Origin of the sequence: Oceanospirillum sediminis (genome assembly GCF_014164585.1) — a bacterium.
GTDB classification, from domain to species: Bacteria; Pseudomonadota; Gammaproteobacteria; order Pseudomonadales; family Halomonadaceae; genus Oceanospirillum; species Oceanospirillum sediminis.
In genome coordinates this window covers 115,864-141,917 of the sequence record NZ_JACJFM010000009.1, presented here as the reverse complement: position 1 = coordinate 141,917, position 26,054 = coordinate 115,864, and the positions used below count along the sequence as shown (strand labels likewise).

Below are 26,054 nucleotides of genomic sequence, written 5' to 3'. Positions count from 1 at the left end.
AAAAAGGGTTTGAGGTGAATAGTAGAGCTTTTATTCTGAACTGGCTGATAATGGCTCTTGCAATGATAGGTGTGATCATCGCTGCTGTTGTTCTGGAATCTGAACTTACTCATCAGCAAAATCAGAAAAAGGCATTTGAAATACAGTCCAGGCTGTCGGAAGTCTCTGCAAGAATCGAAAGTGTTATCCACTCTAATGTCATTGGTGTCAGAGGGCTTTCTGCTTATCTGTCGATCAATGAACATTTGCCTGACGAAGAGTTTGAAAGTGTTGCCAGTCTGTTCCTGAGTAATAACCCCCTTATTAATAATATTGGTCTGATTGATCAGTCTTATAATGTTATACGGGTATTCCCCGAATCAGAAAATCAGGCTGCACTCGGGGCTAATCTATTAAACCACCCTGAACAGGCTGTATCGGCAAAAGAGGCAATGAGAACAGGTCTTGTTCGTTTTGGAGGGCCGGTAGAGTTATTCCAGGGCGGGCAGGCTTTTCTGGTACGAATGCCGGTATTTGATCCTGATGATGGCCATGTTCGACAACTGCTGTCTTTTCCTATCCGTTTAAACCGTTTGTACAGAAGTGTAGGTCTGACCTCTCTGATGGATGAGTACGTTGTAGCGATCCGAAAGATGGATGATTATTCCCCCGGAAGTGTTTTCTTTGGTCAGCCAGATCTGTTTCAGGGAGAGTATGTCAGTCATGAGCTGAATTTGCCTGGAGCGAAGTGGCAAATTGGGGCTGTACCTTATGATCGTTTTGAGTCCCCCTTAGAAAACAGAGAGTGGATCTATATTGTCACTGTTTTTCTGTTGCTGGTGATTGCTGCTATTCAATGGTTGAGAATCAGAGAGTTAAGGTCGCTTAACCTGATTGAGAAACAGCAGCTGATGCTGGATCAGGCACAAAAAGTGGGTCGAATGGGTAACTGGTCATGGCATATATCTTCAGATGAGACGTTCTGGTCAGAGGAAGCCTATCGCTTGTTTGGTCTGGATTCAGAGTCAACTGAGCTACTCGAAAAAGGTTACCTGTCTTTTGTTCACAAAGATGATATTGCCATGGTTCAGCTGGCATCGCAGCAAGCTATGAAAGATGGAGGGCGTTATCAGATTGATTTTCGTATTGTAAGGGCTGATGGTGAGTTACGCTGGATCCATAGTGAAGGCGTTGTTGAGCTGAATAGTACTAAAAAGCCTTTAAGGGTTTTTGGTACTTTTCAGGATGTTACTTCAGGTAAGCGCATTGAAAGAAAGTTGAAACAGCGCGAGTCGCAGTTAAGGGCTGTGACGGATGCTGCGCAAAGCCTGATTATGATTGTCCGCTGTTCGGATGGCGTTGTCCGTTTTAGTAATCCTTCCTGCCAGCGACTGCTGGGAATTACACCAGAAGCGTTAAATGGGTGTTCCTTGAGGGAGCTCTGCCGTAACCCTCAGGATTTCGATGAACTGCTTGAGCCGATCAATAATGGGCAAGGTGTATCCGGAGTCAACCTGACATTGATCCGTGTCGATGATCGTTCGCAGGTCTCTTTCCTTCTTGGTGGGCAAGGTATTGTTTATGAAGGTGAAAACTGTTTTGTTGCCGACCTGGTGGATATTTCGAATATGCTGAAAGCTCAGTCAGCACTTGAGGATAGTGAGGAACGATTCCGTTTATTTGCAGAGAATGCGCCAGGGGCTTTCTGGCTGGCCGATACCGAATGGAAAACAATCGATTTTCTCAGTAAAGGGTTTGAAAAAATTACCGGTTGTTCTGTTCAGGATGTGATATCTGGCAGAACAGGTTTTTTTGATTGTATTCACCCGGAGGACAAGGAGCGTGTATGGGATGTGTTTCGAAAGGCATCAGGAAAAGCTGAGATTATTGAGTACCGGATTATAAGGCCGGACGGTGAGTTGCACTGGGTGCGGAGTATCAGTTTTGCCACGTTTGATGCTAAAGGGCGATTGCGTAATATCGGTGGTATTGCTGAAGATATCACGGATTCCCATCTGAGTAATCAGCGTCTCAAACTGGCAGCCTCGGTTTATGAAAATACGGCAGAAGCTATTGTCATTACTGATAGCAGTAACCGGATTGTCTCCGTAAATGATGCCTTCAGCCAGATTACCGGTTATTCACTTGAAGAAGTGCTGGGTAAAAATCCCGGTGTACTTAGCTCTGGTAAGCAGGATAAAAGCTTCTATTCAGATATGTGGGCTTCGCTTCATCATTACGGTCGCTGGAAGGGCGAGGTCTGGAATCGCAGAAAAGGTGGTGAATTGTATGCTGAATGGCTCTCAATTACGGCTCTCAGAAATGAAGAGGGGGCTGTTGAGAATTATGTTGCTGTTTTCACCGATATTACTGACAGAAAACAAAAAGAAGAGCTGATTCGATATCAGGCAAACTTTGACGCGTTGACAGGTATTCCGAATCGGGTTCTGTTTCATGATCGACTGGAGCAGGCAATCGCTAATGTTGGACGTCATGGTGGCAAAGGGGCTTTGATGTTTATTGATCTGGACCGGTTCAAAGAGGTTAATGATACTCTTGGGCATGAAGCGGGAGATGATCTTCTGAAAGAGGTGGCATCACGGTTGTCTGGTCTCGTTCGGGAATCTGATACGGTAGCCCGGCTGGGAGGGGATGAATTCACGATCATGCTACCGGACTTTGAATTACTGGATGATGTGAATCGGATTGCGGAAAAAGTGATTGAGTGTTTATCTCTGGAATATCAGCTAGGGGATAATAAGGCTAATATATCGGCCAGTATCGGTATTACTGTTTTTCCTGATGACGGGGCTGATATTAAAGCGATCCTGCAGAATGCCGATCAGGCAATGTATGCCGCTAAGTCTGCCGGGCGGCAGACTTTCCGGTATTTTACTTCAGAAATGCAGGCAGCAGTGCTGGAAAAACAGCTGTTACAGCAGGATATGCGTCGGGCAATTGAAAGAAAGGAATTCTCGCTATTTTATCAGCCTATAGTCGATAGTGAGCAGCAGGTTGTGAAGCTGGAAGCTCTTATCCGATGGATTCATCCGGATAAAGGCTTCCTGCCACCGGATAAGTTTATTCCGCTGGCAGAAGAGAGCGGACAAATTTTGCCGCTTGGGTTGTGGGTATTTGAAGAGGCAGTCAGGCAGTTATCAATCTGGAGTGATGATAAGCCCGGTTTATCTATGGCAATTAATCTCTCTTCCCGGCAAATCTCGACAGATGAGCGCCATACAGAGTGTTTTGCCCGTATTCTGGAGAAATATAATGTATCAGCGGAGCGTGTGACGCTGGAGGTGACAGAGTCTCTGTTTCTTGATCCGGCAGGTGAGGCCGTTCAGAAGCTTGAAGCGTTGCGTGATTATGGCTTCAGAATTGCAATAGATGATTTTGGTACAGGGTATTCATCGCTTAGTTATCTTAAACAGTTGCCGCTAAGTATTATTAAAATTGACAAGACATTTGTTGGTGATCTGGATAAAGAAAGTGGTGACCATGTACTGGTAGACGCTATTATTTCTATTGCAGATAGCATGTCTCTTGATGTGATTGCGGAAGGTGTTGAGACTTCAGAGCAGGCTGATTATCTGAATAAGCAAGGCGTTCAGATGCAACAGGGGTGGCTTTATAGTAAGCCCCTATCTGCTGTTGATGCTACCGGTTTTATACAAAATGTTTAATCAGTCTTTGCTATGCAGGAAAAGCGGTATATCCTTGTATTAATCTGGAAAAAAATCCTGTGCTTTCAATGGATAAAATGACTTTTCAGATTCGATTAGGTATATTTATTTTAAATATATACAGGTGTTGATAATAATACGCCGACTATGTTTCTGCCTTGTCAGTAGCTGGACGGATACAGGAGTTTTTGATGAGTCAAGCGCAGCAGGTTCAGGGGGATAATAGATCCTATTTCGTGTCTGTTCTGATTGGGTTAGTGGTTTCAGTTGTAGCCTGGTTTGGTTTAGGGGCAACGGGTGTAAACACTGACGCCATTTTCTTTCTTTCTCTTCTGTCATTCCTTCTGGCCCAGTTTATTACCATTAAATCATATGACAGCCATGTGACTGGTGCGGATGAAGAGCTGCAATCCGGGAAGGATATGGCCAAAGAAACCGCCGATACCTTTAATGAATTCTCTGTGAGTCTGGCTAATGAATTCCGCGAATCCAGAGAAGAAATACATCAGGTGAAAAAGCTGCTTGATGAAGCTATTGGTCAGTTGATCGTCAATTTTACTGAGGTTCATGACAAAACCCGACAGCAACAAGAGATGACAAACCGAATAACGTCTCAGCTGGCTGGTGGTGAAAGTGTCGATTCTATTTTCTCTGACTTTATCCGGGATACGACAGAAACATTTGAGATTTTTATGGATAATGCTGTACAAGCCAGTAAATTTGCCATGGGGCTTGTGGATATTATGGATGAAATGGCAGGGAAGATAGGTGGTATTGTCAAACTGCTGGATGAGATTGATGATATCGCAGATCAGACAAACCTGCTTGCTCTTAATGCTGCGATTGAAGCCGCCAGAGCCGGGGAGGCAGGAAGAGGCTTTGCCGTTGTGGCTGATGAAGTTCGGTCCCTGTCCCAGAAAACGACACATTTCAGCGATCAGATTCGCTCTTTGATGTCTGATTTACATGCTTCTTTTAATAACGCTGATACATCTATTCAGAAAATATCATCAGTTGATATGGGATTTGCCAGTGATTCGAAAAAACGAATCGAAACGGTAATGTCACGTCTTGAAGAAATTAACCATGAATCAGCAATGGCATTAAGCAGCCAGAGTGTGCTGGCCAATGAAGTGGATGAGCATATTAGCCAGGCGACGACAGGCTTGCAATTCCAGGATATGACATCTCAGTTATTGGATCACACAAAGACCCGATTAGATATGATTCATGATCTGATGGAAGAACTCGGGCATATGACGAGAAATGATGGTGGTGATACACCGCATGATATTACGAATCATATCCGTCAGCGCCTTAAAGATACTCAAGAAAAAATTGACAATATGAAACACTCACCGGTTGCCCATGAGGATATGGGGTCTGGTGACATTGAACTATTTTAAGAAAACTTAATTGTGATTGATCTGTTTGGAGGATCTTATGGCCAAAAAAATTCTGACGGTAGACGATGCTGCTTCCATTCGTCAGATGGTGGCATTTACTCTGAAGGGTGCCGGATATGAGGTGGTTGAAGCTGTTGACGGTCAGGATGGTTTGAATAAGGCTAAATCAGCTCAGTTCGACCTGGTTCTGACAGATCAGAATATGCCTAAGATGGATGGCCTGACGCTCATTCGTTCTTTAAGGGCTCTGCCACAGTATCGAAGTACCCCCATTCTGATGCTGACCACTGAATCCAGTGATGACATGAAGTCTAAAGGCAGAGCTGCTAAAGCTACCGGGTGGCTGGTTAAACCTTTTGATCCTTCCAAACTGCTGGAAGTTGTGAAAAAAGTAGTCGGCTAGTCTCTCTGAAAACTGCTATATGGATGGTTTGCCATGTCATTTGATTTAAGCCAGTTTAACCAGCTTTTCTTTGAAGAGAGTGCCGAGCATCTGGCCACTATGGAAAGCCTGATGCTTAACATGGATGTTCAATCTCCTGATATGGATGATCTGAACGCCGTATTTCGTGCTGCTCATTCGATTAAAGGAAATAGTGGAACATTTGGCTTCCATGACATGACAGATGTAACCCACGAACTGGAAACGTTACTGGATCTGGTTCGTAAGGGGGAAGCAGAACTGACGGATGAAATGGTTGATGTCACTCTTCAGGCCGGTGACGTCCTGAAAGGATTACTTGAAGCCCATCAGGAAGGACTTGAACCCGATCTGGAGCCATCAAAAGCTGTCATTGCGGAATTGAATGTTCAGTTGGCAAAGGCTAAAGGAGAAACGGTTGTTCCGTCAGAACCTGCATCTGATATTTCAGACAGGGCCACTGTCGATCAGGAATCTGTCGGGGTTCCTGCTGAAAGTAGTCAGACAGATATTATTCGATCTTACCTTATCCACTTTCCCGTTACCGATGACGATACGGAGATGCTCTTTGATTCTTTAAAAGAACTCGGAGAGCTGAATATCATCGATTCCCCTGAAAATGGAGGGGAGGAGTGGTTTTTCTCTCTGAATACCGATTCAGCAAAAAGTGATATCAAAGAGCTTCTGGAATTTCTTATTTCTCCGGACGGTATTTCTATCGAAGAAGAGCTTAATGCGGATGATGGCTCCTTTGGCTTCTTTGAAGATGTTTCCACAACTACTGATGATCAGGAAGAAGATCCCGGCTATGGCTTTTTTGACGATCTGGATAAGATCAGTTCAGAAGCAGAAGATCCCGGCTATGGTTTTTTTGATGAACCGGAAGCGCCTGATAGTAAAGAAAGTGCTGAAGAAAAAGACGAAAGCGATGATCCCGGCTATGGCTTTTTTGAAGATATAGAGGTATCTGACAGTACTGAACAGCTGGCAGAGAGTAACTCTGATACCAGCGGTTCAGATAATGATGATGTCATTGGAAAAGCTCTTACCGGAAAAAACTCTGAAGATACAGGCCAGGAATTTGATGGTTACGGTTTCTTTGAGCCTGTAGATGAAAAGCAGGCAGGCGGTGAGTCTTTTGAAAAAACGACTTCGAAAAGTACTGCAAGAGCTGAAGTGACAGCCCCGGTTACCACAACCACCTCTTCTACCGCCAAACAGAGCGCTGCTAAAAATACTGCGCAAAAAGTGGCTAAACAACCTCAGGAAACTTCAATCCGTGTCAGTGTTGAAAAAGTCGATCAGCTTATCAATCAAGTCGGAGAATTAGTGATTACACAGGCTATGCTGACTCAGATGGCCTCAGAAGTTGATCCGATACTGCATGAGAAAATGGCTAATGGACTGGCCCAGCTGGAGCGTAATACCAGAGATTTACAGGATTCTGTCATGTCTATTCGCATGATGCCAATCAGTCTGGTTTTCAGTCGTTTCCCTCGGGTTGTCAGAGATCTTGCCGGTAAACTGAATAAAAAAGTCAAGCTTGAAATGGTTGGTGAAAATACAGAGCTTGATCGAAGTATGATTGAAAAACTGACAGATCCTCTGACACACCTGATCAGAAATAGTCTTGATCATGGTATTGAGTCTCCGGATAAGAGAGCCACAGCTGGAAAAGACGTTACAGGTACTATTTTATTAAGAGCATCTCATCAGGGTGGGAATATTGTTGTTGAAGTTCAGGACGATGGTGGCGGTCTTAACAGGGAGAGAATTCTGTCCAAGGCGATTGAAAAAGGAATCGTAACTTCGGATAGCATACCAGACAGTGAAGTCTGGCAGTTGATCTTTGCGCCAGGGTTTTCTACTGCGGCTGAAGTGACCGATGTTTCCGGGCGTGGTGTTGGCATGGATGTTGTTAAGAAAAACATAACATCCCTTGGCGGGCGTTTAGAAATTGAATCAATGGAAGGCATAGGAACAAGGATCAGTATCAGGTTGCCATTAACCCTGGCTATTCTGGATGGGTTGCAGGTGGCCCTGGGGGATGAAATATATATTGTGCCTTTGACCAGTATCATAGGTTCTATGCAGCCAGAGCTATCCGATATTAAAACCGTTAGTGGTGAAGGTGCTGTCATTGCTATAAGAGATGAATATCTGCCAATTATCCGTTTATCGGATCTGATGAATATGCCTGGCGAGTTCGATGATTTTGAGCAGGGTATTATGGTGATTCTTGAGTCAGATGGTCAGAGGGTTGCTTTATTTGTGGATGATCTTGTTGGTCAGTCACAGGTCGTAATTAAGAGTCTGGAAGCCAATTACAGAAAAGTTGATGGTGTGTCTGGTGCGACAATTCTTGGTACTGGCCGTGTTGCACTGATTCTGGATGTTGCCGAAATTATTAGTATGCATAAGCAGCGTGCCAAAAAACATTCTCAAGGTATGCTGGTTTAGGGGGAAACATGACTGAACAGGTTGCGGATAGCCAGGATAGTGACTTTGGCCGACTGCTCGGACAAGAATACCTGACCTTTTCATTAGGTGAGGAGCACTATGCTGTGGATATTCTGAAAGTGCAGGAAATTCGCGGCTATGGGGCTGTGACAAAGATTGCAAATGCGCCAGCTTTCATTAAAGGGGTGATTAATCTTCGTGGTGTGATTGTGCCTATTATTGATCTGAGAATTAAGTTCAATGTCGGTGAAGCTCATTATGATGAATTTACCATCGTTATTGTATTGCACTTGTCGAACAGAGTAGTGGGTATTGTGGTGGATGGTGTATCAGATGTTGTCAGCCTTGGGGGGGATCAAATCAAAAATCCTCCTGATTTTTCTGCTAATTTTGACTCAGAGTATATTCTTGGGTTAGCAACAGTTGACGAACAGATGCTGATCATAGTCGATATTGAAAAGCTGATGTCCAGCGAAGAGATGGCTCTGGTAGATAAGAGCCGGATGCAGGCCGTCTGATAATTATAATGGTTTTTTCCGGGTGAAGCGCGGGTTCAGGTGGAGAACGGGCAAATGAGTAACAAAACATCAATAAGGTCAAAGCTGTTTAGCGTTGCCTTTGGAGCAGGCGCTCTCGTAGCAGCCAGTGCTCTGGTGACGGCTATCGGTCAGGGAGAAAACACGCAGTACTGGGTTCTTGCTCTGTTGGGGCTGGCTTTAGTTGTGCTGTTTGTCGGAGCTAAATCGGTATTGGCACAGATTGAACAGCCAGTACACCAGCTGCTGTCTGTGGCTAAAAATATGGCAGAAGGTAAAGCGCCTGCTGAGACGGCACCTGTTATCGATAATGAAATTGGCTCTGTGATCAGAATAATTAATGAAGCTCAGTCTGAACAGCAGAAAAAACGCCAGAAAGAAAGCCGTCAGCTGGATCAGATGACACGGATTAAGCGTGGCCTTGATGTGGTTAACACCAATGTTATGATTGCCGATGCTGAGCTTTGTATCATTTATATGAATGCATCCATTCAAAGAATGCTACGTGACCGGGAAGCTGAAATTCAGAGTCATATGCCTCAGTTTGATGCTGGCAGCCTGATTGGTAAAAATATTGATATTTTCCACCGTAATCCTAATTATCAGCGTAAGTTACTGGTTGGCCTGAACCAGGCGCACAAAGCAAAGATTAATGTGGGTAGTACGGCCTTTTCCCTGATTGTTCATCCGATTTCTAGCAATGGTGAGCGGCAGGGGTATATTGTTGAATGGCAGGATCTGACGGATACTCTGGCACAGGAAACAAAAGAAGCTGAGCTTGAAAGCGAGCGGAATCTTTTACTGGAAGAAACGTTACGTATTCGCAAAGGCCTGGATGTGGTGAATACCAATGTTATGATTTCTGATGCCGATCTGAATATCATTTATATGAATGAATCTATTCAGAGAATGTTAAAGCATAATGAGCCAGAAATTCAGAAGCAGTTGCCACACTTCGATGCGGACAATCTGGTGGGAAGCAATATTGATATCTTCCACGAAAACCCGGATATGCAAAGAAATATGCTGGCTGCTCTGACTGATACTCATCAGACAACTCTGAGTATCGGTAATAGTATTTTTGACCTTGAAGTCAACCCAATCGGTACGCCTGATAGCAGGCAGGGTTTTGTTGTTGAATGGAAAGATCTGACGGATGCCCGGGCGTTGGAAGCTAAAGAGGCTTCTATGCAAGAGGAGCAAGCCCGCTTGCTGGAAGAGACCCAGCGAATCCGTAAAGGTCTGGATGTGGTAAACACTAATGTAATGATTTCAGATGCTGATCTGAATATCATTTATGTTAATGCCTCTATTCAGGAAATGCTGAAGCACAATGAGCCAGAGATTCAGAAGCAGCTGCCTCACTTCAATGCCAGTAATCTGATTGGTCAGAACATTGACATTTTCCATGAAAATCCGTCTCATCAGCGTAAAATGCTGGCGGGGTTGACCGATACCCATAGCGCAACTTTGTCTATTGGTGACAGTACATTTGCTCTTGAAGTGAATCCTATTGGCTCGCCTGATAATCGCCAGGGCTTTGTTGTTGAGTGGCAGGATAAAACGGAAGTTCTACGACGCGAAGCAGCTGAAAAGGTCGCACTGGAAGAGCAAATTGCTCTGGCTGAGAAAAACCATCGTATCCGTAACGCACTGGATAACGTATCCAGCAACGTTATGATGGCCGATAATGATGGCAAGCTGATCTATGTTAATAAGGCGCTGAAAGAGATGTTCAGAGCGTCTCAGTCACAAATTCAGGAAGTTTATCCTCATTTTGATGTTGATAATCTGATAGGGCAGAATTTCGATAGCTTCCATAAAGAGCCGTCCCATCAGCGTAAAATGGTTGCCAGCCTGACATCAACTCACATAGCTGAACTTTCTATCGCCGGACGTTATTTTGCCTTTACTGCTAACCCTATCTTTAATGAAAACAATGAACGTCTGGGGACAGTTGTAGAATGGAGTGACACTACGAATGAGGTGATGGCGCAGTCGGAAATTGCTGATATTGTCGAAGGTGCCAGCCGAGGAGATTTTAATCGTCGCATCAGTACTCAGGGCAAAGAAGGCTTCTTTAAAGAGCTGGCTTCAAACCTGAACAATGTAATGGAAACTACTTCTGATGGCTTGTCCGAACTGGCCAAAGTACTCGGCGCTATGTCTCAGGGGGATCTGACTCAGAAGATTGATAAAGATTTTCAGGGTATGTTCGGTCAGCTTAAAGCCGACGCCAATGCGACTATTGATCAGCTGACAGAAATCGTTACTCAGATTAAAGAATCTGCAGATGCCATTAATACTGCATCCAGTGAAATTGCTGCCGGTAATAATGATCTGTCGCAGCGGACCGAGGAGCAGGCTTCCAGTCTGGAAGAAACTGCTGCTTCTATGGAGCAACTGACATCAACTGTTCAGCAGAATGCTGAAAATGCCTCTCAGGCCAGTAATCTGGCTCAGGGAGCAAGCCGCATTGCTCAGAAAGGCGGAGATGTTGTTAATCAGGTGGTCAGCACCATGAGAACGATTAGCGACAACTCTAAGCAGGTAGAAGAAATTATCAGTGTTATCGATAGTATTGCCTTCCAGACTAATATTCTGGCTCTGAATGCTGCGGTTGAGGCTGCTCGTGCTGGTGAGCAGGGACGTGGTTTTGCCGTTGTGGCGACAGAGGTTCGTAATCTGGCCAAGCGAAGTGCAGGCGCGGCTAAAGAAATCAAAGAGTTGATTGTTACTTCGGTAGATACAGTAGAAGAAGGTTCTAAACTGGTTGATGATGCTGGCATGACAATGAAGGATATTGTCGATGCGATTGGCCAGGTAACAACGATTATGACAGAGATTTCAGCAGCATCTGCTGAACAACGTTCAGGTATCGAACAGGTTAATACGGCGATTACTCAGATTGATGAGGTGACTCAGCAAAATGCAGCCCTGGTTGAGCAAGCGGCTGCGGCGGCTGAATCATCGGAAGAACAGGCTCGTTCATTGGTTGGATCAGTCAGTTTATTTAAACTTGGTGCAGACAGTGGCTTCAGTAAAGCCCCGGTAGCTTCTGTAACCCAGAGCCGTATTAAATCTGAACCAATTCAGTCTCCGGTAAAGGCCTCTCAGGGGGTTGCATCAGCTAAACCGTCAGTTATGAATGATGATGATGACTGGGAAGAGTTCTGAATCCCGGCTTTCTTAAATGGATAGACAGGCTGCGTTAGCAGCCTGTTTTTTAGGATGCAAGATAATGGCTATTGATCGCTCAGATCGGGAATTTCATTTTACAGACAAAGACTTTGCCGTCATCAAGGACCTTATTTATAAGCGTGCAGGTATTAACTTATCTGAATCGAAAAAAGATATGGTTTATAGTCGGCTTTCCCGTCGATTGAGAGCAAATGGCTTACGCACTTTCAAGCAATATCTGAACTTACTGAATGACCCTTCCAGCCACGAACAGCAAGAGTTTATCAACTCTCTGACCACTAATTTGACATCCTTTTTCAGAGAGTCACATCACTTTGATATTCTTAAAGACTTTCTGGTATCACGTGAGTCACCGGTCCGAATATGGTGTTGTGCGGCATCGACCGGAGAAGAGCCTTACTCTATTGCTATGGCGTGTATTGAGCACTATCAGAGTTTCACGCCTCCTGTAGAGATTTATGCATCAGACCTGGACACAAAGGTACTGGCTAAAGCTGAGAAAGGGATCTATCCTGTTGAGAGGGTAGAAAGGCTTTCAGATCAACGGCTTAAGTCTTTCTTTTTTCGTGGAAAAGCGGATAATTCAGGGTTAGTGAAAGTAAAGCCTGAATTACAAAAGCTGATTCGCTATTTCCCATTGAATTTGCTGGATAATCAGTGGCCGTTCAAACTGCAGTTTGATGTTATTTTCTGCCGGAACGTCATGATTTACTTTGATAAACAAACCCAGTATCAGGTATTAAAACAGTTTCTGCCTTACCTTAAAGATGATGGATTATTGTTTGCAGGACATTCGGAAAGTTTTCCTCAGGCTTCAGATCTTTTTTCTCTTCGTAAACACACGGTTTACGTTAAGGCAGATAAGGCCAGGATAAAGTCATGATAGAAACTTTACATGAAGCAACGCAGCCGAAGATATATTTTGATCGCAATTTCAATTGCCAGGTGGCAAAAATTCTTCCCGGTGAGTTTTATGTAACGTCTGCAGATATGGCAATTTCAACCGTGCTGGGTTCTTGCGTATCGGCTTGTATAAGAGATAAAAAACTGAATATTGGCGGAATGAATCATTTCATGCTCCCGGGAAACTCTGATGTGTATAACCCTCTGAGTGCATCAGCCCGGTACGGCAGTTATGCTATGGAGATGATGATTAATGAGATCCTCAAACGGGGGGCTAATAGACAGGATCTGGAAGCTAAAGTGTTTGGTGGTGGGAATGTTATTTCCTCTATGACATCCAGTAAAGTAGGGGAACGTAACGCTAAATTTGTTGTTGACTATCTGGGATTTGAGTCCATACCCATTGTGGCACAGGATTTGATGGACAATTGTCCCAGAAAAGTGATCTTTTTCCCTCATTCAGGGAAAGTTCTGATGAAGCGGCTACAAAGTGAAGCTGCTAACCGTGAAGTGGTTGAAGTGGTTGAAGTAGAACAAAAATATCGTCAGAGCATAGGCCAGGAGCGCGTTGACAATGATATTGAACTCTTTGATTAGACTTCAGTGCATAGCGAAAGGAAAGTTGTATGATTGAGGTGGTTGTTGTAGATGACTCAGCCTTAATAAGAAATCTGCTGAAAGAGATCATTGATTCCCAGGATGATATGTCTGTTATTGGCGTAGCCAATGATCCCATTGAAGCCAGGGAGATTATCAGAAAGGTTAACCCTGATGTCATTACATTGGATGTAGAGATGCCTAAGATGCACGGCCTGGATTTTCTGGAAAAGCTGATGAGATTGAGGCCTATGCCTGTTGTAATGATCTCAACACTGACCACAATTGGTTCTGATACAACGATCAGAGCCCTGGAGCTCGGTGCTATTGACTTTATCGCTAAGCCTAAAGTTGGCATTTCAAGTGAACTGAAGCAATACACTGAAGAAATTTGTGGGAAAATTCGTGTTGCAGCAAAAGCGGGCCCTAAGCTGGCGTTGATCAGAAAGCAAAAACAGGCCCGGCAGAAATCAGAAAAACACGAAACTGGAATTAAATTTTCCAGAAAAGCATTAAGAAAATACATTGCCGTAGGTTCATCTACTGGTGGTACTGAAGCCATTAAAGAATTCTTGTTACCATTACCGGAAGAATCTCCGCCTATTGTAATTACTCAGCATATGCCTCCGGGGTTCACTCAGACATTTGCTGCCCGTATGGATTCTTTGTGCCGGTTAAAAGTAAAAGAAGCTGAAGACGGCGATCTGCTGCAAGCCGGGCTGGTTTTGATAGCTCCGGGTGACCGCCATATGAAAGTAGTCAGCACCAGTAAAGGCCTGGCGGTAGAGTTAGATAACGGCCCGTTAGTAAATCGTCACAAACCGTCAGTTGAAGTCCTGTTTGATTCTACGTTACCTTTTGCCAAAGAATTCACAGGCATTATTCTTACAGGTATGGGAGCAGATGGTGCTGAAGCCCTGAAGCGCATGAAAGATGCAGGAGCCATTACAATAGGGCAGAATGAAGCCAGTTGTGTTGTATACGGCATGCCTCGGGCTGCAGCTTCAATAGGTGCAGTTGAATACGTGGAAGCTTTACAGGATATTCCTTTAAGGCTGACAAAAACAATGAACTCCTGATTTTGTTTTATTGAATGGAGCAAGAATGAATATTCAAACCTCAACCTCTAATGGTCAGAGTGTAATGCGCCTGAATGGCCGTTTTGACTTTAATTCTCATAAAGTATTCAGAGAATCCTACCAGAAACTGCTGGATGACAGTTCGGTGAAGTCCATTGCTATGGATTTAAGTCAGGTGGAATATCTGGATAGTTCTGCACTGGGTATGTTATTGCAGCTGAAAGAAAAAGCAGATTCATCGAATAAGGTACTGAAACTACAGAACTGCTCTCAGCTTGCTAAAGATGTTCTGGCGATTGCCAACTTCGATAAGCTGTTTGAAATTACCTGATCAATCTGGAAGCGATATATGCGAATTCTTGCTGTAGATGATACCCGGGCAAACCTGGTTTTGCTTCAGGCTATGCTCAAAAGAGCCGGGCATGAAGTTGTAACGGCAGATAATGGCGAGCATTCCCTGGAAGTTTTTCAGCAAGAATCACCAGATTTGGTGCTGATGGACGTTATGATGCCAGGGATGGACGGCTTTGAGGCCGCCCAGCGTTTGCAGGAGATCGCTGCTCCTCGCTGGGTACCTATCATATTTATTTCCGCTGCCGCCACTGAAGAGTACTACATTAAAGGACACCAGTCCGGCGGAGCAGACTACCTGTTTAAGCCTATTAACCAGGTTATTCTGAATACAAAAATTGAGTCCATCAAGCGTGTAGTAGATATGCAGAACACGCTGGCCAGTCAGAATAAAGTATTACAGGAATATGTTGATAAGGACGAGGAGGAGAGACGTATCTCCCGTCATATCATGGAGCATATGGCTGAGAGTAAGGGCCTGGAAGACCCTATGATCCGCTATATGCTGACACCTGCTGAGCAGTTCAGTGGGGACGTTTTGTGTGCTGCCCGGTCACCCAGCAATCGCTTATTTGTGTTATTGGGTGATGCTGTTGGTCATGGCCTGGCTGCAGCCATTAATACTCTGCCGATTTCCGGAACCTTTTATTCTATGGTGTATAAAGGGTTTGAGTTATCAACGATTGGCCGGGAGCTGAACAGAAGGATTAAAGAAACGATGCCTACAGGCTGTTTTGTAGCCTGTGGCATCGTCATGATTGATCCGGCAGAGTCTTATGTTGAAGTCTGGAATGCCGGCTTGCCAACCTTTTATTGTGTTGATTCTCATGGGCACGTTTCTGACACCTTTGAATCGAACCAGTTACCCCTGGGGGTACTGGGTGGTAATCAGTATGAAGTGGAAAGCCATATAATATCTTATCAGGCAGGCAATCAGATTATTATGTTCTCTGATGGTCTGATTGAAGCTGAAAATTCAGAAGGCGAGTTTTTCGGTATAGAGCGCCTGTTGAGCTGCCTGCATCACCCTGAGAATCGTCTGGATGATATTAAGCATTCATTAGGCGAGTTTCTGGGAGATGAGATCCCCCATGATGATGTTACGCTGGCGCTGGTTGATATGCCGTCAGTAGACACTGTAGCCAGTGAGGCTTATGAAACGCTGAGCGATGATGTCCTGCTGACAACAATTGAGGAGTCCAGTGAGATTGATTGGAAAGTTAATTTCCATATGGGGGTCAGTGAGATTAAAAGCCTGGATCTGACTCCAATGCTACTGGGGATTATTACTCAATTCCGAGGGCTTGAGAGCCATAACCAGAAGCTGTTCCTGATTTTATCCGAACTGTTGAATAATGCCCTTGATCATGGACTTTTAGAGCTGGATTCTGCTTTAAAAACCGGACCTGATGCTTTTGAAACCTATCTGAATGCCAGACAGAGCCGTCTGCGTGAAATAGAAAAAGGTTTTATTTCGATCACAGCGTGCAAGATCAGTATCAATGGCACTCCTTTCCTGAGAATTACCATTGATGATAGTGGTAAAGGCTTTGACTATCAAAAAGTTTTCGGTAACTCTGCCGAAAATGTACAGATGCATGGCCGGGGTATTAAGTTAGTGAAGCAGCTGTGCCACGCTATGGAATATACCGGTAATGGTAACTCTGTAACGGTAGACTATTCATTGGAAGATAACTGATATATGCCTGCAGAACGTAAACTTGCCTTTATTGGTATTGGCCTGATGGGGCTGCCTTTATGTGAGCATTTACTGGGTTCGGGCGATAGACTTACTGTCTGGAATCGGAGTTCTGATAAATGTCTTCCTCTGGTTGAAAAAGGGGCTGTTCAGGCTGAATCACTGGATGATATTGCCCGTCAGAGTGATGTTATTTTCCTTTGTCTGACTGATTCGCTGGCTGTTCGGGATGTGTATCGTCAAATTTCTTCCTCGTTGCGAGGAAATCAGATCATTGTTGATTTCTCCAGCATAGATCCTCTTGTAACCCGTTCTCTGCATGATGACGCTCTGAGTAAAGGTGTCGACTGGGTTGATTGTCCTGTTTCCGGAGGTGTTCCGGGAGCGAAAGCCGGTACTCTTGCTGTTATGGCTGGAGGTAGTGAAGATGCTCTCAATCAGGTTCGGCCACTGCTGTCATTGTTTTCCTCAAAAGTAACAAGAATGGGAGAAAGTGGTGCCGGGCAGTACACCAAGATCTGTAATCAGATGATTGTCAGCAGTAATGCTCTTGTAATCGCTGAGGTGGTTGCTCTTGCTGAGCGGGCAGGAGTTGACAGTTCAAAGCTGGCAGAAGCATTTTCAGGTGGTTTTGCTGACTCGAAACCTTTGCAGATACTGGCTCCGGAAATGTCACAGCGCTGTTTTGAGCCCGTCAAGTGGCATGTCCGTACTTTGCTTAAAGATCTTGATATGGCTGTTACACACACAAAAGAGATGGGTAGTGCTGCACCTATGACAGGCCTTGCGGCGCAACTTATGAGGCAGCATGCCGCCAATGGCTATACGGATAAAGATCCGTCAACTCTGATCAATTTATATACAGGCAATGCGGCTAATGACGACAGCTGAAAAAAACTATTTCATTGCTAATCTGTCTTTGCTCTATAGCCAGTTACCACTGTCGGACAGATTTGAGGCCGCTGCTGAGCATGGATTTTCGGCCGTAGAAATTCAGTTTCCTTATGAGCTATCCATTTCTGAGATTGGCTCAAAACTGACTGAATACGGACTCAGACTGCACCTGATCAATATCCCGGCAGGTGATTTGTTACAGGGTGGAAAAGGACTGAGCTGCCATCCAGAGAATGAACAGGCTTTCAGAGAAGCCTGTGCACAGGCGATGGAATATGCGACCGCTCTTAATGTAAGAACGGTTAATGTTCTGGCTGGAAATCTGTGTCCTGAGGATAACAGAGCTACTTGTCTTGATACTTATATCAGTAATATCCGCTATGCGGCTGAACTCTTTATGCTTGAGGGGATACAGGTTAGCTTTGAAGCTATAAATGATAAGGATATGCCAGACTACCTGTACCATAGTTTTACAGAGATGCTGGATATTTATCGAAAAACAGGGCATGCCAATGCAGGTATGCAATATGATATTTATCATATGGCCAGGATGGGAGAAGATATCATAAGCCAGCTTGGTGAGTATGGAGAGCAGATTGCCCATATTCAGTTTGCTGATGTTCCCGGCCGAGGTGCTCCGGGCTCCGGTAGTCTGGATTTGCCCGGAATATTTAAAGCCATTGAAGCATCGTCTTATATCGGGCCCGTGGCTGCTGAATATAAAATCACCGGTGATAATGATCTGGATTATGCCTGGTTGAAGCTTTAAAACACTGACTCATTTTTATAAAGCCCGGAATCTATTTCTGGGCTTCATTTTTTTCAGATAATAACCGAACCAGTTTGGCAATAATCTTATCCTTGATTTTTTCCCGAGTCATTGCAGGAAGCTGCTTCATCACTGTCTTGTCAAATCGAAACATGATGCACATCTCCTCAGCGACAACATTGCTTGTTCTGGGCTCTCCTGTAAGAAAAGTAGCTTCTCCAAAAAAATCACCGGGCTTAAGGCTGGCCAGCTTTTTTCCGTTTTCAGAAAGATAGACGCTGGCTGAACCGTGAAGAAGAATATAAAACGCACAATCTCTATCCCCTTGCCTGATAATGTGTTCATTTTTCTCTGCAGCAACAAAGCGACTGCGAGTATCAACAATCATATTTTTTTCGCCGGGATTAAATGCGCTGAAAAACTCTAAACGGTCTAGAATATTAAATATCTTAACTCTGTTCAGTAGCTTAATGCCTTTCATCTGAGAGTTTCCTTAAATTCTTCGCTTGTTTGATTAAAATGCTTTCTGAGCGCATAGCAAAGGTTAAGAATGTAAAATAGTATTATCGATAATACAATTGTGAGCTGAATCACTATCCTTAACAGCAAAGCTGCGTACAATACTGTAACATAATGATGGATAATGTTTTTTTGGATCTTTACGCACATGGAGTGTGAGCCGATAGAGAAGGTGTGAGATGAGTGCAAATGATAAGAGAGATCTGATCAAGGTTTCTGCAGATGATGATCTGTCGGTTGGCAGTAACTTGCCATGGACAGTCTATGATGCGACAGGTCGATTATTAATGGATGCAGGCATGGCTATCTCATCTCAGTCCCGATTGAATTCAATTGTCGCTTCAGGTTATAGAATGGATGAAACTCTTCAGGTACAGGAGACGGCATCTGTCATTGAACATGCTCTGCCCGAGCCTCATTTATACGCCAAAGATACTAATCCTTTTAATGAGCTGGAGGAGATGTGTCTTGAAATGGAAAAAGCGTTTGCCGGTATTCTGGGAGATGGTGCATTTAAAGCCGGAAAACTGGAAAAGAGATTGTATGAAACCTCTTCTCAGATTCAGGGGCTGTGTAAACTGAATGCCGATGCTCTGCTGGGATCAATTCATTTATCAAATAAGTTTAACTACTCAATTAAGCATCCTCTGCATGTTGCTATTATCTCAACCATTATTGCTGAAAGCCTTCGTCTGCCGCAGGACCATCAGCTGGCCATTATCGGTGCTGCGATTACTGCTAACGTTGCGATGAATTCTTATCAGGATAAGCTGCAGAAGCATCGGGGACCTCTGACTGAGGAGATGAGCCAGAAAGTTAAGAAGCATCCGGAAGAAGGCGTTCAGATTCTGAAAGCAGCAGGTATAACAAACAGATTATGGCTGGATATTGTACTTCAGCACCATGAGAAGGTCGATGGTAGTGGTTATCCAGCAGGACTGAACGGAAAGCAGATTCTGTTGGAAGCTAAGATTGTGGGCCTGGCTGATATTTATTCTGCTATGGTCTCCAGTCGTCCATATCGAGCTGCTCTGACACCTCAGCGAAGCCTTAAGCAGCTGTTTATGCAAAGAGGCAGCTTTTTTGACGAATCACTGACTAAAGTATTTTTGTCAGAACTGGGTGTTTTTCCGCCTGGAGCGACTGTTGAGCTGGCTAATGGTGAGATTGGTGTTGTTGTCAAACGTAAGTCTCTGGATAGCGGTAAACCTGTTGTTTCCAGTATTAAGGATCGTTTTGGCGTACGCTTTATGCATCCGGTAATGAGGGATTCCGCTGAGAAGAAATTTGCTATTAAAAAGGATGTCAAAGTCGAGCAGCTTGGGAAAATCAACCCTTCTATTCTGTGGGGCCTGAAGCTGATGAGGGTAAGTTAGTATGTGGCGTAGTATTCTGGCAACATTAGTGTTTATAACCTCATTCGGAGCATATGCCGGGACTCAGATATCTGATACGGATAGTGCGATTAAGGCGCGCCAGGAGCAGTTTAAAGAGATCAAAACGGAATTTAAACAGCTGCGCTTTGAGGTAGTGATTAATGAGAAATTCAATGCTGAAAGGGCGTTGAAGCATGCTGACAAAGTGGCAGACCTGACTCAGTCTCTGATTGATATGTTCCGGGTGCGTTCAGATCAGGGCGACACTAAGGCTTTGCCCGTCGTGTGGGATAAATGGAATCGTTTTGAACAACAGATGAATGACTTCAGGGATATTACCGAACAGATAGCAGAAGCTCTTCATTATCAGAACAGAGAAGATGCTGCTGACTTTGTGAATCAGGCAGCGAAAAGCTGTAAGGGGTGCCACAGGTATTTTAAGAAGCGTTAGTGACCTCTTCTCTTTTTTTTCAGATTTTATTTCATCGTTATTCTGAGCCTGTGCTGCCAGCTGTCTTGCTGCCAGCACAGTCGCTTTAATCGCATGACAATGCCATGTTTGTCAGGGCATTCAGGCTCTCAGGTAGTCGGCAAAGTTAATATCCCTTGCTGCGATAACAGCCTGAATCCGGTTTGATACTTTCAGCTTTCTGAGAATTGCTGATACATGGGCTTTTACTGTTGTTTCTGCAATAGAAAGATGATAAGCGATTTGCTTATTGGATTCTCCCTGAGCCATGCGTTGCAATACAATAATTTGCCTGCGGGTCAGAGAAGATAGAAGTTCTGGGTCAAGAGTCTCAGCCTGTTTTTGCTGCCGAAGGGCTTGTGCTCCGGACAAGGGGGCATTCTGTGGGTTGTCTCCACGAATGATATCTGATGGCAGATATACATTGCCTGCCAGAATCTGTTCCAGAGCTTTATGCATCTGATCTCTGGGCGTCGATTTTGTAATAAAGCCAACTGCACCAAAGGTAATTGCCTGCAAGACAACTTTTTTATCTTCCTCCGCTGAAACAATAACTACAGGTATTGTTGGTGCCACTTCCCTTAGTTGCATTAACCCCTGAAAGCCATCCATGCCATCCATATTCAGGTCCAGCAAGACCAGGTCCAGATCGCTATCGTCTTTAACCAGATCAAGTGTTTCAGATAAATTGCATGTTTCCAGAATCTCGCTTTCAGGGTACCGGCTACGAACTACATTCGAGATGGCTTCCCGGAAAATAGGATGATCATCAGCAGTAACAATTTTGTACACGGAGCAGCCCTCATTATTGTCGTTAGTAATGGGTGTGATTTTTTATTAGTTGTCAGCTGTCTGTAAACTTAAGCTTCTATGATGATAGATACAAGTGCAAACTGGCAGTCGACATTAGTCAAGTTGTTGTATCTTATAGATTTTTGATTTGTGATGATTTGTATTTAAATGGATTCTTTCAGACTCGGGCCGATTACTGTTCAGAATACTCCTATGAGCAGGGAGAGAGACACTCCGGGTATCACGGGATCTGAATACTCGTGGCCCTGAAGCTTTACGTATCAATTTAATGATTCGTGCAAGCCTGGCTGAAGGATTTATAGCAGACGTCACTACGCAGGATGCCGCTTTCAATCGGAGATGTATTGTCATTATTGTGTCCCGATGCTTTTGCGTCAGAGTTAACGATAACGCATCACAGGGGAAATAAACTTCTGCTTTAGTGGGGCGGTATCTGGTCGGAAGTCTTACAGGGAGTAGTACTTCCGGCCAGGTCGGTTGTGGTGTTCTATCCTGATTTATCTCTTTTTATTCCGAAGGATCCCTTTTTGTGGATCAAAGCTCAGCACTGCCAGAGTAAGGAAAGCCAGCGTAATCGCAAAGACCAGTGCCAGAGAGGTTATATCCAGTTCGCCATACAAGCTGAAACGAATCAACTCAACGGCATGGGTAAAAGGGTTTGCAGTACAAATGGCATACAGAACTGGCCCGGCTTCCTGCATTTTCCATAGAGGATACAATGCCGAAGACAGGAAGAACATCGGAAAAATGACAAAGTTCATCACTCCGGCAAAGTTTTCCAGCTGGCGAATAAAGCTGGAGATAAATAACCCGATACTTCCCAGCATCAGGGAAACTAACAGGCAAGCCGGAAGTACCGCCAGATAACCTGACCAGGGCGGGTCCACATCCACAAACCAGGCAATCAACAGAAAGGCATAAATCTGAGGCAAGGCGACCAGAGCTGTTGCCATCAGTTTGCTGAAGAGAAGAAAACTTCTTGGCTGAGGGGATGTCAGCAGAACCTTCATGCTTCCCATCTCCCTGTCGTACACCATTGATAGCGCACTCTGCATGGCGTTAAACAGAATAATCATCGCAATCAGTCCGGGGGCAATATATACCTGATAAGTAATATAGGTGCCATAAGGGGGCATGATAGATACCCCAAGTACTGCACGAAAACCCGCAGCGAATACAATCAGCCAGAGCAAAGGGCGGATCAATGCACTGAAGAAGCGTGTTCTTTGCTGAATAAAACGTAAAAACTCACGCTGAGTAATGCCAGTGAAAGTGCGCCAGTAGCCGATCACTCCGGGCTGCCACTGACGGATCAGCGGTGAAACCTCTGATGGTGGCCTGAATGTTGGAGACGCTTGTTGAAAAGCTGTGGGGGATTGCCTGGAAGCGGGGAGTGACTGCTTAGAAGCGTGTGGCGATTGCTTAGAAGCTGGGACTGTCGCAGAATCCGATGACATAAATAAACTCCTGCGGATTTTAAAATAAGAGTACCTGAACCATCAAAAGCTATATGGTTCACAGAGTCTGATCGGGCCGTTCAGATGCTCTGGTTGGTTTTGCCAGAGTTATTGGCGGTTTCAGAGCCTGTGATCGTTTCAGGTGCATGGGATGCTGTAAGTTGCTCAATCAGATCTGTCAGGTCTGCAACACCGGCATCCTGAATCACCTGATGACTGATACCCGAGAACCGGGCTGTGCCTTTGTGTAATACCATCACAGGATCACTGGCTTCGATCTCTTCGATCAGGTGTGTGGTCCAGAGCACAGTCAGGCCTTCTTGTTTGCAGCGCTGATGCAGGTACTGAGTCAGTTGTTTACGGGTGGACAGATCAAGCCCCACCGTCGCTTCATCCAGCATCAGAAAGCCGGGTTGATGCAGTAGTGCGCGAGCGATCTCGACTCTGCGTTTATGACCGCCATTCAAACTGCGAACAGTATCTTTAATACGATCCTGCAGGTTCAGGCGCTCCAGCTCTTCTTCTATTCGACTCCGGGCCTGTTTACGGCTGAAGCCGTGAAGAGAAGCGTGATAATGCAGGTTCTGCCCTACTGTCAGATCCGGGTCCAGAGTGCTTTGCTGAAATACGATCCCCAGATTAGCCAGATAATCTGCTCCGGGTGAGGTCATTGGCTGGTTCAGATAATCAAACTGACCTTGCTGAGGGCGCAGCAAACCAGCGAGCAGGTTGAACAGAGTTGATTTGCCAGCCCCGTTTGCGCCTAACAGAGCATTAAACTGACCGGTAAAAATATCATAATCCAGCGTTTTCAGTGCCTGAAGTTTGCCATAATTATGGCTCAGGTTTCGTATACTGATCAGAGCAGGATAATCAGCAGAAAAGGGATCAGTCGTCATCAACAGGAACTCCTCAGGCCTTTGATACTTTTATCCCAGCTGATCTGAGACTGATCCGCCGGGATATTGTTAATTCCGATAGCCATTAATACCTGTCAGTGTATTAACGTTCAGCCTGAGCAGGGATGCCTTTACCTTCAGGTAACACAGCAACACCCCACGGATAGCGGCCGACTTTGATACTCTTGATTACTTTCATTTTGTCGACATCAATGACTGAAACATCGCCACTGATGCCGTTAGTGGACAACAAAATCGTCTGGTCGGAATTGAATTCCATATGCCATACACGGCGTCCTACCAGCAGGTAATCGACTACTTCATAAGTTTTTGCATCGACAACCGCGACATGGTTGGCCGGGCCTAAAGCAACAAAGGCATATTTACCATCATCAGTGAGTTTAACGCCTACAGGCTGGATGCGATCCGGATGAATGCCTTTAATCTCAAAGTTCAGCTTCTTCAGGATTTCTCGGTTCGAGGTATCAATCACCACCACAGTGCCGCCAATTTCTGACGAGGCCCACAGCAGTGAGCCATCTTTGTTAAACTCGACGTGACGAGGGCGCTGGTCGACCTGTGTATTGTCATATAATTCATAGGTTTCAGTATCGATCCAGTGCAGCATACTGGTGGTTTCTGAGGTGTTCACCGCAATTTTTCCGGTTGGGCTTACGGCCATCCCTTCCGGCTCAACGCCTACGTCAATCTGGGCCAGCACAGTGCTGTCTTTAGTATCGACGACGGTAACCAGAGCATCATCTTCGTTAGCGATATACAGATGCCTGTCGTTAGGTGCCAGCGAAAACTGTTCAGGGTCTTCACCTGATGGCAGAGTATCGATGATCGTCCCCGTAGCAACATCCATAATTTGTACCGTATCATCATCGCTGGCACAGATATAAAGTTTGGTATAGTCCTTGCTGAATATGATGCCTCGAGGACGCTGTCCTACTTCAATAGTCTGCCTGACTTCCAGAGTCTTCAGATCGATCAGTGACAGAGAGTTATCTTTTTCATTGCTGATATAAGCCACATCGGCAAAAGCGGATGCTGATAACAGGGCTGTGCCCAGTAACAGGGGACGGAACGTTTTTTTCAGCTGAAATGATGTTTTCATATTGGCATATCCTGTTTGTTTCGCTGTGTCTTGTTGTAATAATCAGAGGTATTCAGGCTCAGGATTGGTTGATCCGACACTGGCTTTCCTGCTGGTCGAAACCCAGAGTATCCAGTTCAGTTTTCGGGTGCAGGTAACCGGCCTGCGGGGACTGAGAAACCAGAGAGCGAGGTTGTACCAGCGGCATAGGCTGGCGCAGCTGACCATTCCACTGGCGATAGGTCAGTTTGTGGCCTTTAAACGCCGCCAGATGGAATTTTTCGCTTAACAGGAAGTGCTTCATTGGTTCGGCATGATGCTGTATGCCTTTCTGTTCTTTGTTTTGCAGAATGGCTTCTGAAATCGAGCGGATAGCAGCCCAGGCGGCATAATCTTTATCATTCATATGGCGATCATGCAGTTTTTCAAAGCGGCTCTGTAACTGGGCTGCTCCCCATTGCTCGACTACTTTGTGCCAGGCTTTTGGCGTAAGCCCCTGAGTGCCAGCAACCGGACGGGGTAACCAGGTGTTATAAGGCACATAATGGCCAAAATCCCCGGCTTCATCGGCCACCAGCACGACATCGTATTCATCACCCTGAGTGAATAGCGGCAGTTCTTTCTGAGCTGTACGCCTCAGATCACTGTCAAAAGTCCATTCTTTCTTCAGTACAATTTCACTGCCAAAGCGTTTTGCGGAACGTTTTAATGCACTGGCATAGGCTTTATCTTCTTCTGCCGGGCCTTCAATCAGCATCCAACGGCTGAAACGACGGGTCGCCAGCCATTGTGCCAGGGCATCGGTATGCATCGCCCGACTGGGGTAGGTATGAAAGGTGTTATTCAGGCATAGACTGGTTCTCAGTTGATCGTCGCTGTTACCGGTATTAAAAATCAGAGCACCGCGCTCTGCGGCCAGTTTGTCGGTCTGTGCCAGCAGACCGGATGGTGCATCAATCAGCACTAAAGCATTTTTCTGCATCAATCGATCAGCTTCTGCCATAAAGGCTTCCTCTGACTCAAAATACTGACTGTTCAGCATGTAGTGCTGGCCGGTAAAACGCCCTGTGGTATTGCTGTCTTTGATACCCAGTTCTGCTCCGGCCAGGCCACTGTTTTTCGGAGCAGGTTCCAGATTGGATAACACCGGGCGAACTTTGGGCATCATACGCAGATAATGAATCTGAACATCAAGCCCTGTTTTCTTTTTGGCGGCATCAGCATTACCGCTGAACAGAGCTGATCCTGTGATGGCCAGTGAGACAGATGCAGCAAATAAAGTTGGTTTCGTTAAGGAAGCTAAAGCAGACATACCCGTACCTTCTTATCTTTTTTCTGATTGTGATGGGCTTTTATTCTTTTTGTTATAGGCAGGCAGATTAGGCGGGATAGCTCTATTGGTGAATGCGAACAAAGAAGGAACAAACTAGTTCTCAAGTAG

21 protein-coding genes are annotated in these 26,054 nt (G+C 45.0%); 15 read left to right on the top strand and 6 right to left on the bottom strand.

Translation table 11 applies throughout. The features are described 5' to 3' along the window. The first annotated feature begins 14 nt into the window (after positions 1–14). The 13 genes from H4O21_RS09485 (at position 15) to H4O21_RS09425 (ending at position 17,981) form a co-directional block, all read left to right on the top strand. Positions 15–3,665, top strand: coding sequence for an EAL domain-containing protein (locus H4O21_RS09485; RefSeq protein WP_182808617.1), 3,651 nt, complete (start codon positions 15–17; stop codon positions 3,663–3,665). Between the two features lie 191 nt (positions 3,666–3,856). Further along, positions 3,857–5,071 carry a methyl-accepting chemotaxis protein gene (locus H4O21_RS26105; RefSeq protein ID WP_182808616.1) on the top strand — a complete coding sequence of 405 codons (1,215 nt, stop codon included), beginning with the start codon at positions 3,857–3,859 and terminating at the stop codon, positions 5,069–5,071. 37 nt (positions 5,072–5,108) lie between these two features. Beyond that, the gene (locus H4O21_RS09475) at positions 5,109–5,474 is read left to right on the top strand and encodes a response regulator (protein WP_182808615.1); all 366 of its coding nucleotides are present in this window, start codon (positions 5,109–5,111) and stop codon (positions 5,472–5,474) included. Positions 5,475–5,507: 33 nt separating this feature from the next. Then, the gene (locus H4O21_RS09470; RefSeq protein WP_182808614.1) at positions 5,508–7,952 is read left to right on the top strand and encodes a chemotaxis protein CheW; all 2,445 of its coding nucleotides are present in this window, start codon (positions 5,508–5,510) and stop codon (positions 7,950–7,952) included. Between the two features lie 8 nt (positions 7,953–7,960). Next, a complete protein-coding gene (locus tag H4O21_RS09465) occupies positions 7,961–8,470 on the top strand; it encodes a chemotaxis protein CheW (protein ID WP_182808613.1) in 510 nt (169 codons plus the stop codon). 54 nt (positions 8,471–8,524) lie between these two features. Beyond that, a complete protein-coding gene (locus H4O21_RS26100; RefSeq protein ID WP_182808612.1) occupies positions 8,525–11,665 on the top strand; it encodes a methyl-accepting chemotaxis protein in 3,141 nt (1,046 codons plus the stop codon). Between the two features lie 64 nt (positions 11,666–11,729). After that, positions 11,730–12,572, top strand: coding sequence for a CheR family methyltransferase (locus H4O21_RS09455; RefSeq protein ID WP_182808611.1), 843 nt, complete (start codon positions 11,730–11,732; stop codon positions 12,570–12,572). Next, positions 12,569–13,189: a chemoreceptor glutamine deamidase CheD gene (gene cheD / locus H4O21_RS09450; RefSeq protein WP_182808610.1), complete on the top strand. Its 621-nt coding sequence runs from the start codon at positions 12,569–12,571 to the stop codon at positions 13,187–13,189. The genes H4O21_RS09455 and cheD overlap by 4 nt, the downstream gene beginning before the upstream one ends. A gap of 29 nt (positions 13,190–13,218) precedes the next feature. Further along, positions 13,219–14,268, top strand: a complete 1,050-nt coding sequence (locus H4O21_RS09445; protein WP_182808609.1) for a protein-glutamate methylesterase/protein-glutamine glutaminase — start codon at positions 13,219–13,221, stop codon at positions 14,266–14,268. 25 nt (positions 14,269–14,293) lie between these two features. Next, positions 14,294–14,599 (top strand): STAS domain-containing protein, encoded by a 306-nt coding sequence (locus H4O21_RS09440; RefSeq protein ID WP_182808608.1) that lies wholly within the window; start codon positions 14,294–14,296, stop codon positions 14,597–14,599. Positions 14,600–14,617: 18 nt separating this feature from the next. Continuing rightward, the gene (locus tag H4O21_RS09435) at positions 14,618–16,318 is read left to right on the top strand and encodes an ATP-binding SpoIIE family protein phosphatase (protein ID WP_182808607.1); all 1,701 of its coding nucleotides are present in this window, start codon (positions 14,618–14,620) and stop codon (positions 16,316–16,318) included. 3 nt (positions 16,319–16,321) lie between these two features. Continuing rightward, entirely contained in the window at positions 16,322–17,209 is an 888-nt protein-coding gene (locus H4O21_RS09430; protein WP_182808606.1) for an NAD(P)-dependent oxidoreductase, read from the top strand. Next, a complete protein-coding gene (locus tag H4O21_RS09425; protein WP_182808605.1) occupies positions 17,196–17,981 on the top strand; it encodes a hydroxypyruvate isomerase family protein in 786 nt (261 codons plus the stop codon). The genes H4O21_RS09430 and H4O21_RS09425 overlap by 14 nt, the downstream gene beginning before the upstream one ends. Positions 17,982–18,012: 31 nt before the next feature. Here H4O21_RS09425 and H4O21_RS09420 read toward each other — a convergent pair whose 3' ends face one another. Then, on the bottom strand, positions 18,013–18,462 hold the full coding sequence (locus tag H4O21_RS09420; RefSeq protein WP_182808604.1) for a cyclic nucleotide-binding domain-containing protein: 450 nt from the start codon (positions 18,460–18,462) through the stop codon (positions 18,013–18,015). 217 nt (positions 18,463–18,679) lie between these two features. Here H4O21_RS09420 and H4O21_RS09415 point away from each other — a divergent pair, with 217 nt between their 5' ends. Continuing rightward, a complete protein-coding gene (locus H4O21_RS09415) occupies positions 18,680–19,876 on the top strand; it encodes an HD-GYP domain-containing protein (protein WP_182808603.1) in 1,197 nt (398 codons plus the stop codon). Between the two features lies 1 nt (position 19,877). Next, complete coding sequence (locus H4O21_RS09410; RefSeq protein WP_182808602.1) at positions 19,878–20,327, top strand: c-type cytochrome; 450 nt, start codon at positions 19,878–19,880, stop codon at positions 20,325–20,327. Between the two features lie 120 nt (positions 20,328–20,447). Here H4O21_RS09410 and H4O21_RS09405 read toward each other — a convergent pair whose 3' ends face one another. The 5 genes from H4O21_RS09405 to H4O21_RS09385 all read right to left on the bottom strand — a co-directional run bounded on the left by H4O21_RS09405 (position 20,448) and on the right by H4O21_RS09385 (position 25,925). Beyond that, a complete protein-coding gene (locus H4O21_RS09405; RefSeq protein WP_182808601.1) occupies positions 20,448–21,137 on the bottom strand; it encodes a response regulator in 690 nt (229 codons plus the stop codon). A gap of 518 nt (positions 21,138–21,655) precedes the next feature. Further along, a complete protein-coding gene (locus H4O21_RS09400; RefSeq protein WP_182808600.1) occupies positions 21,656–22,615 on the bottom strand; it encodes an ABC transporter permease in 960 nt (319 codons plus the stop codon). Between the two features lie 80 nt (positions 22,616–22,695). Continuing rightward, positions 22,696–23,514, bottom strand: a complete 819-nt coding sequence (locus H4O21_RS09395; protein ID WP_182808599.1) for an ATP-binding cassette domain-containing protein — start codon at positions 23,512–23,514, stop codon at positions 22,696–22,698. A 103-nt stretch (positions 23,515–23,617) separates the two neighbouring features. Next, positions 23,618–24,634 carry a YVTN family beta-propeller repeat protein gene (locus H4O21_RS09390; RefSeq protein ID WP_182808598.1) on the bottom strand — a complete coding sequence of 339 codons (1,017 nt, stop codon included), beginning with the start codon at positions 24,632–24,634 and terminating at the stop codon, positions 23,618–23,620. A gap of 58 nt (positions 24,635–24,692) precedes the next feature. After that, a complete protein-coding gene (locus H4O21_RS09385; RefSeq protein ID WP_182808597.1) occupies positions 24,693–25,925 on the bottom strand; it encodes an ABC transporter substrate-binding protein in 1,233 nt (410 codons plus the stop codon). Positions 25,926–26,054 lie beyond the last annotated feature (129 nt).

Coding starts and splice junctions, on each gene's coding strand:
- H4O21_RS09465 (WP_182808613.1), top strand. CDS start 7,961: ATGACTGAACAGGTTGCGGATAGCCAGGATAGTGACTTTGGCCGACTG.
- H4O21_RS09445 (WP_182808609.1), top strand. CDS start 13,219: ATGATTGAGGTGGTTGTTGTAGATGACTCAGCCTTAATAAGAAATCTG.
- H4O21_RS09425 (WP_182808605.1), top strand. CDS start 17,196: ATGACGACAGCTGAAAAAAACTATTTCATTGCTAATCTGTCTTTGCTC.
- H4O21_RS09400 (WP_182808600.1), bottom strand. CDS start 22,615: ATGTCATCGGATTCTGCGACAGTCCCAGCTTCTAAGCAATCGCCACAC.
- cheD (WP_182808610.1), top strand. CDS start 12,569: ATGATAGAAACTTTACATGAAGCAACGCAGCCGAAGATATATTTTGAT.
- H4O21_RS09385 (WP_182808597.1), bottom strand. CDS start 25,925: ATGTCTGCTTTAGCTTCCTTAACGAAACCAACTTTATTTGCTGCATCT.
- H4O21_RS26100 (WP_182808612.1), top strand. CDS start 8,525: ATGAGTAACAAAACATCAATAAGGTCAAAGCTGTTTAGCGTTGCCTTT.
- H4O21_RS09390 (WP_182808598.1), bottom strand. CDS start 24,634: ATGAAAACATCATTTCAGCTGAAAAAAACGTTCCGTCCCCTGTTACTG.
- H4O21_RS09395 (WP_182808599.1), bottom strand. CDS start 23,514: ATGACGACTGATCCCTTTTCTGCTGATTATCCTGCTCTGATCAGTATA.
- H4O21_RS09440 (WP_182808608.1), top strand. CDS start 14,294: ATGAATATTCAAACCTCAACCTCTAATGGTCAGAGTGTAATGCGCCTG.
- H4O21_RS26105 (WP_182808616.1), top strand. CDS start 3,857: ATGAGTCAAGCGCAGCAGGTTCAGGGGGATAATAGATCCTATTTCGTG.
- H4O21_RS09410 (WP_182808602.1), top strand. CDS start 19,878: ATGTGGCGTAGTATTCTGGCAACATTAGTGTTTATAACCTCATTCGGA.
- H4O21_RS09420 (WP_182808604.1), bottom strand. CDS start 18,462: ATGAAAGGCATTAAGCTACTGAACAGAGTTAAGATATTTAATATTCTA.
- H4O21_RS09475 (WP_182808615.1), top strand. CDS start 5,109: ATGGCCAAAAAAATTCTGACGGTAGACGATGCTGCTTCCATTCGTCAG.
- H4O21_RS09415 (WP_182808603.1), top strand. CDS start 18,680: ATGAGTGCAAATGATAAGAGAGATCTGATCAAGGTTTCTGCAGATGAT.
- H4O21_RS09430 (WP_182808606.1), top strand. CDS start 16,322: ATGCCTGCAGAACGTAAACTTGCCTTTATTGGTATTGGCCTGATGGGG.
- H4O21_RS09435 (WP_182808607.1), top strand. CDS start 14,618: ATGCGAATTCTTGCTGTAGATGATACCCGGGCAAACCTGGTTTTGCTT.
- H4O21_RS09455 (WP_182808611.1), top strand. CDS start 11,730: ATGGCTATTGATCGCTCAGATCGGGAATTTCATTTTACAGACAAAGAC.
- H4O21_RS09470 (WP_182808614.1), top strand. CDS start 5,508: ATGTCATTTGATTTAAGCCAGTTTAACCAGCTTTTCTTTGAAGAGAGT.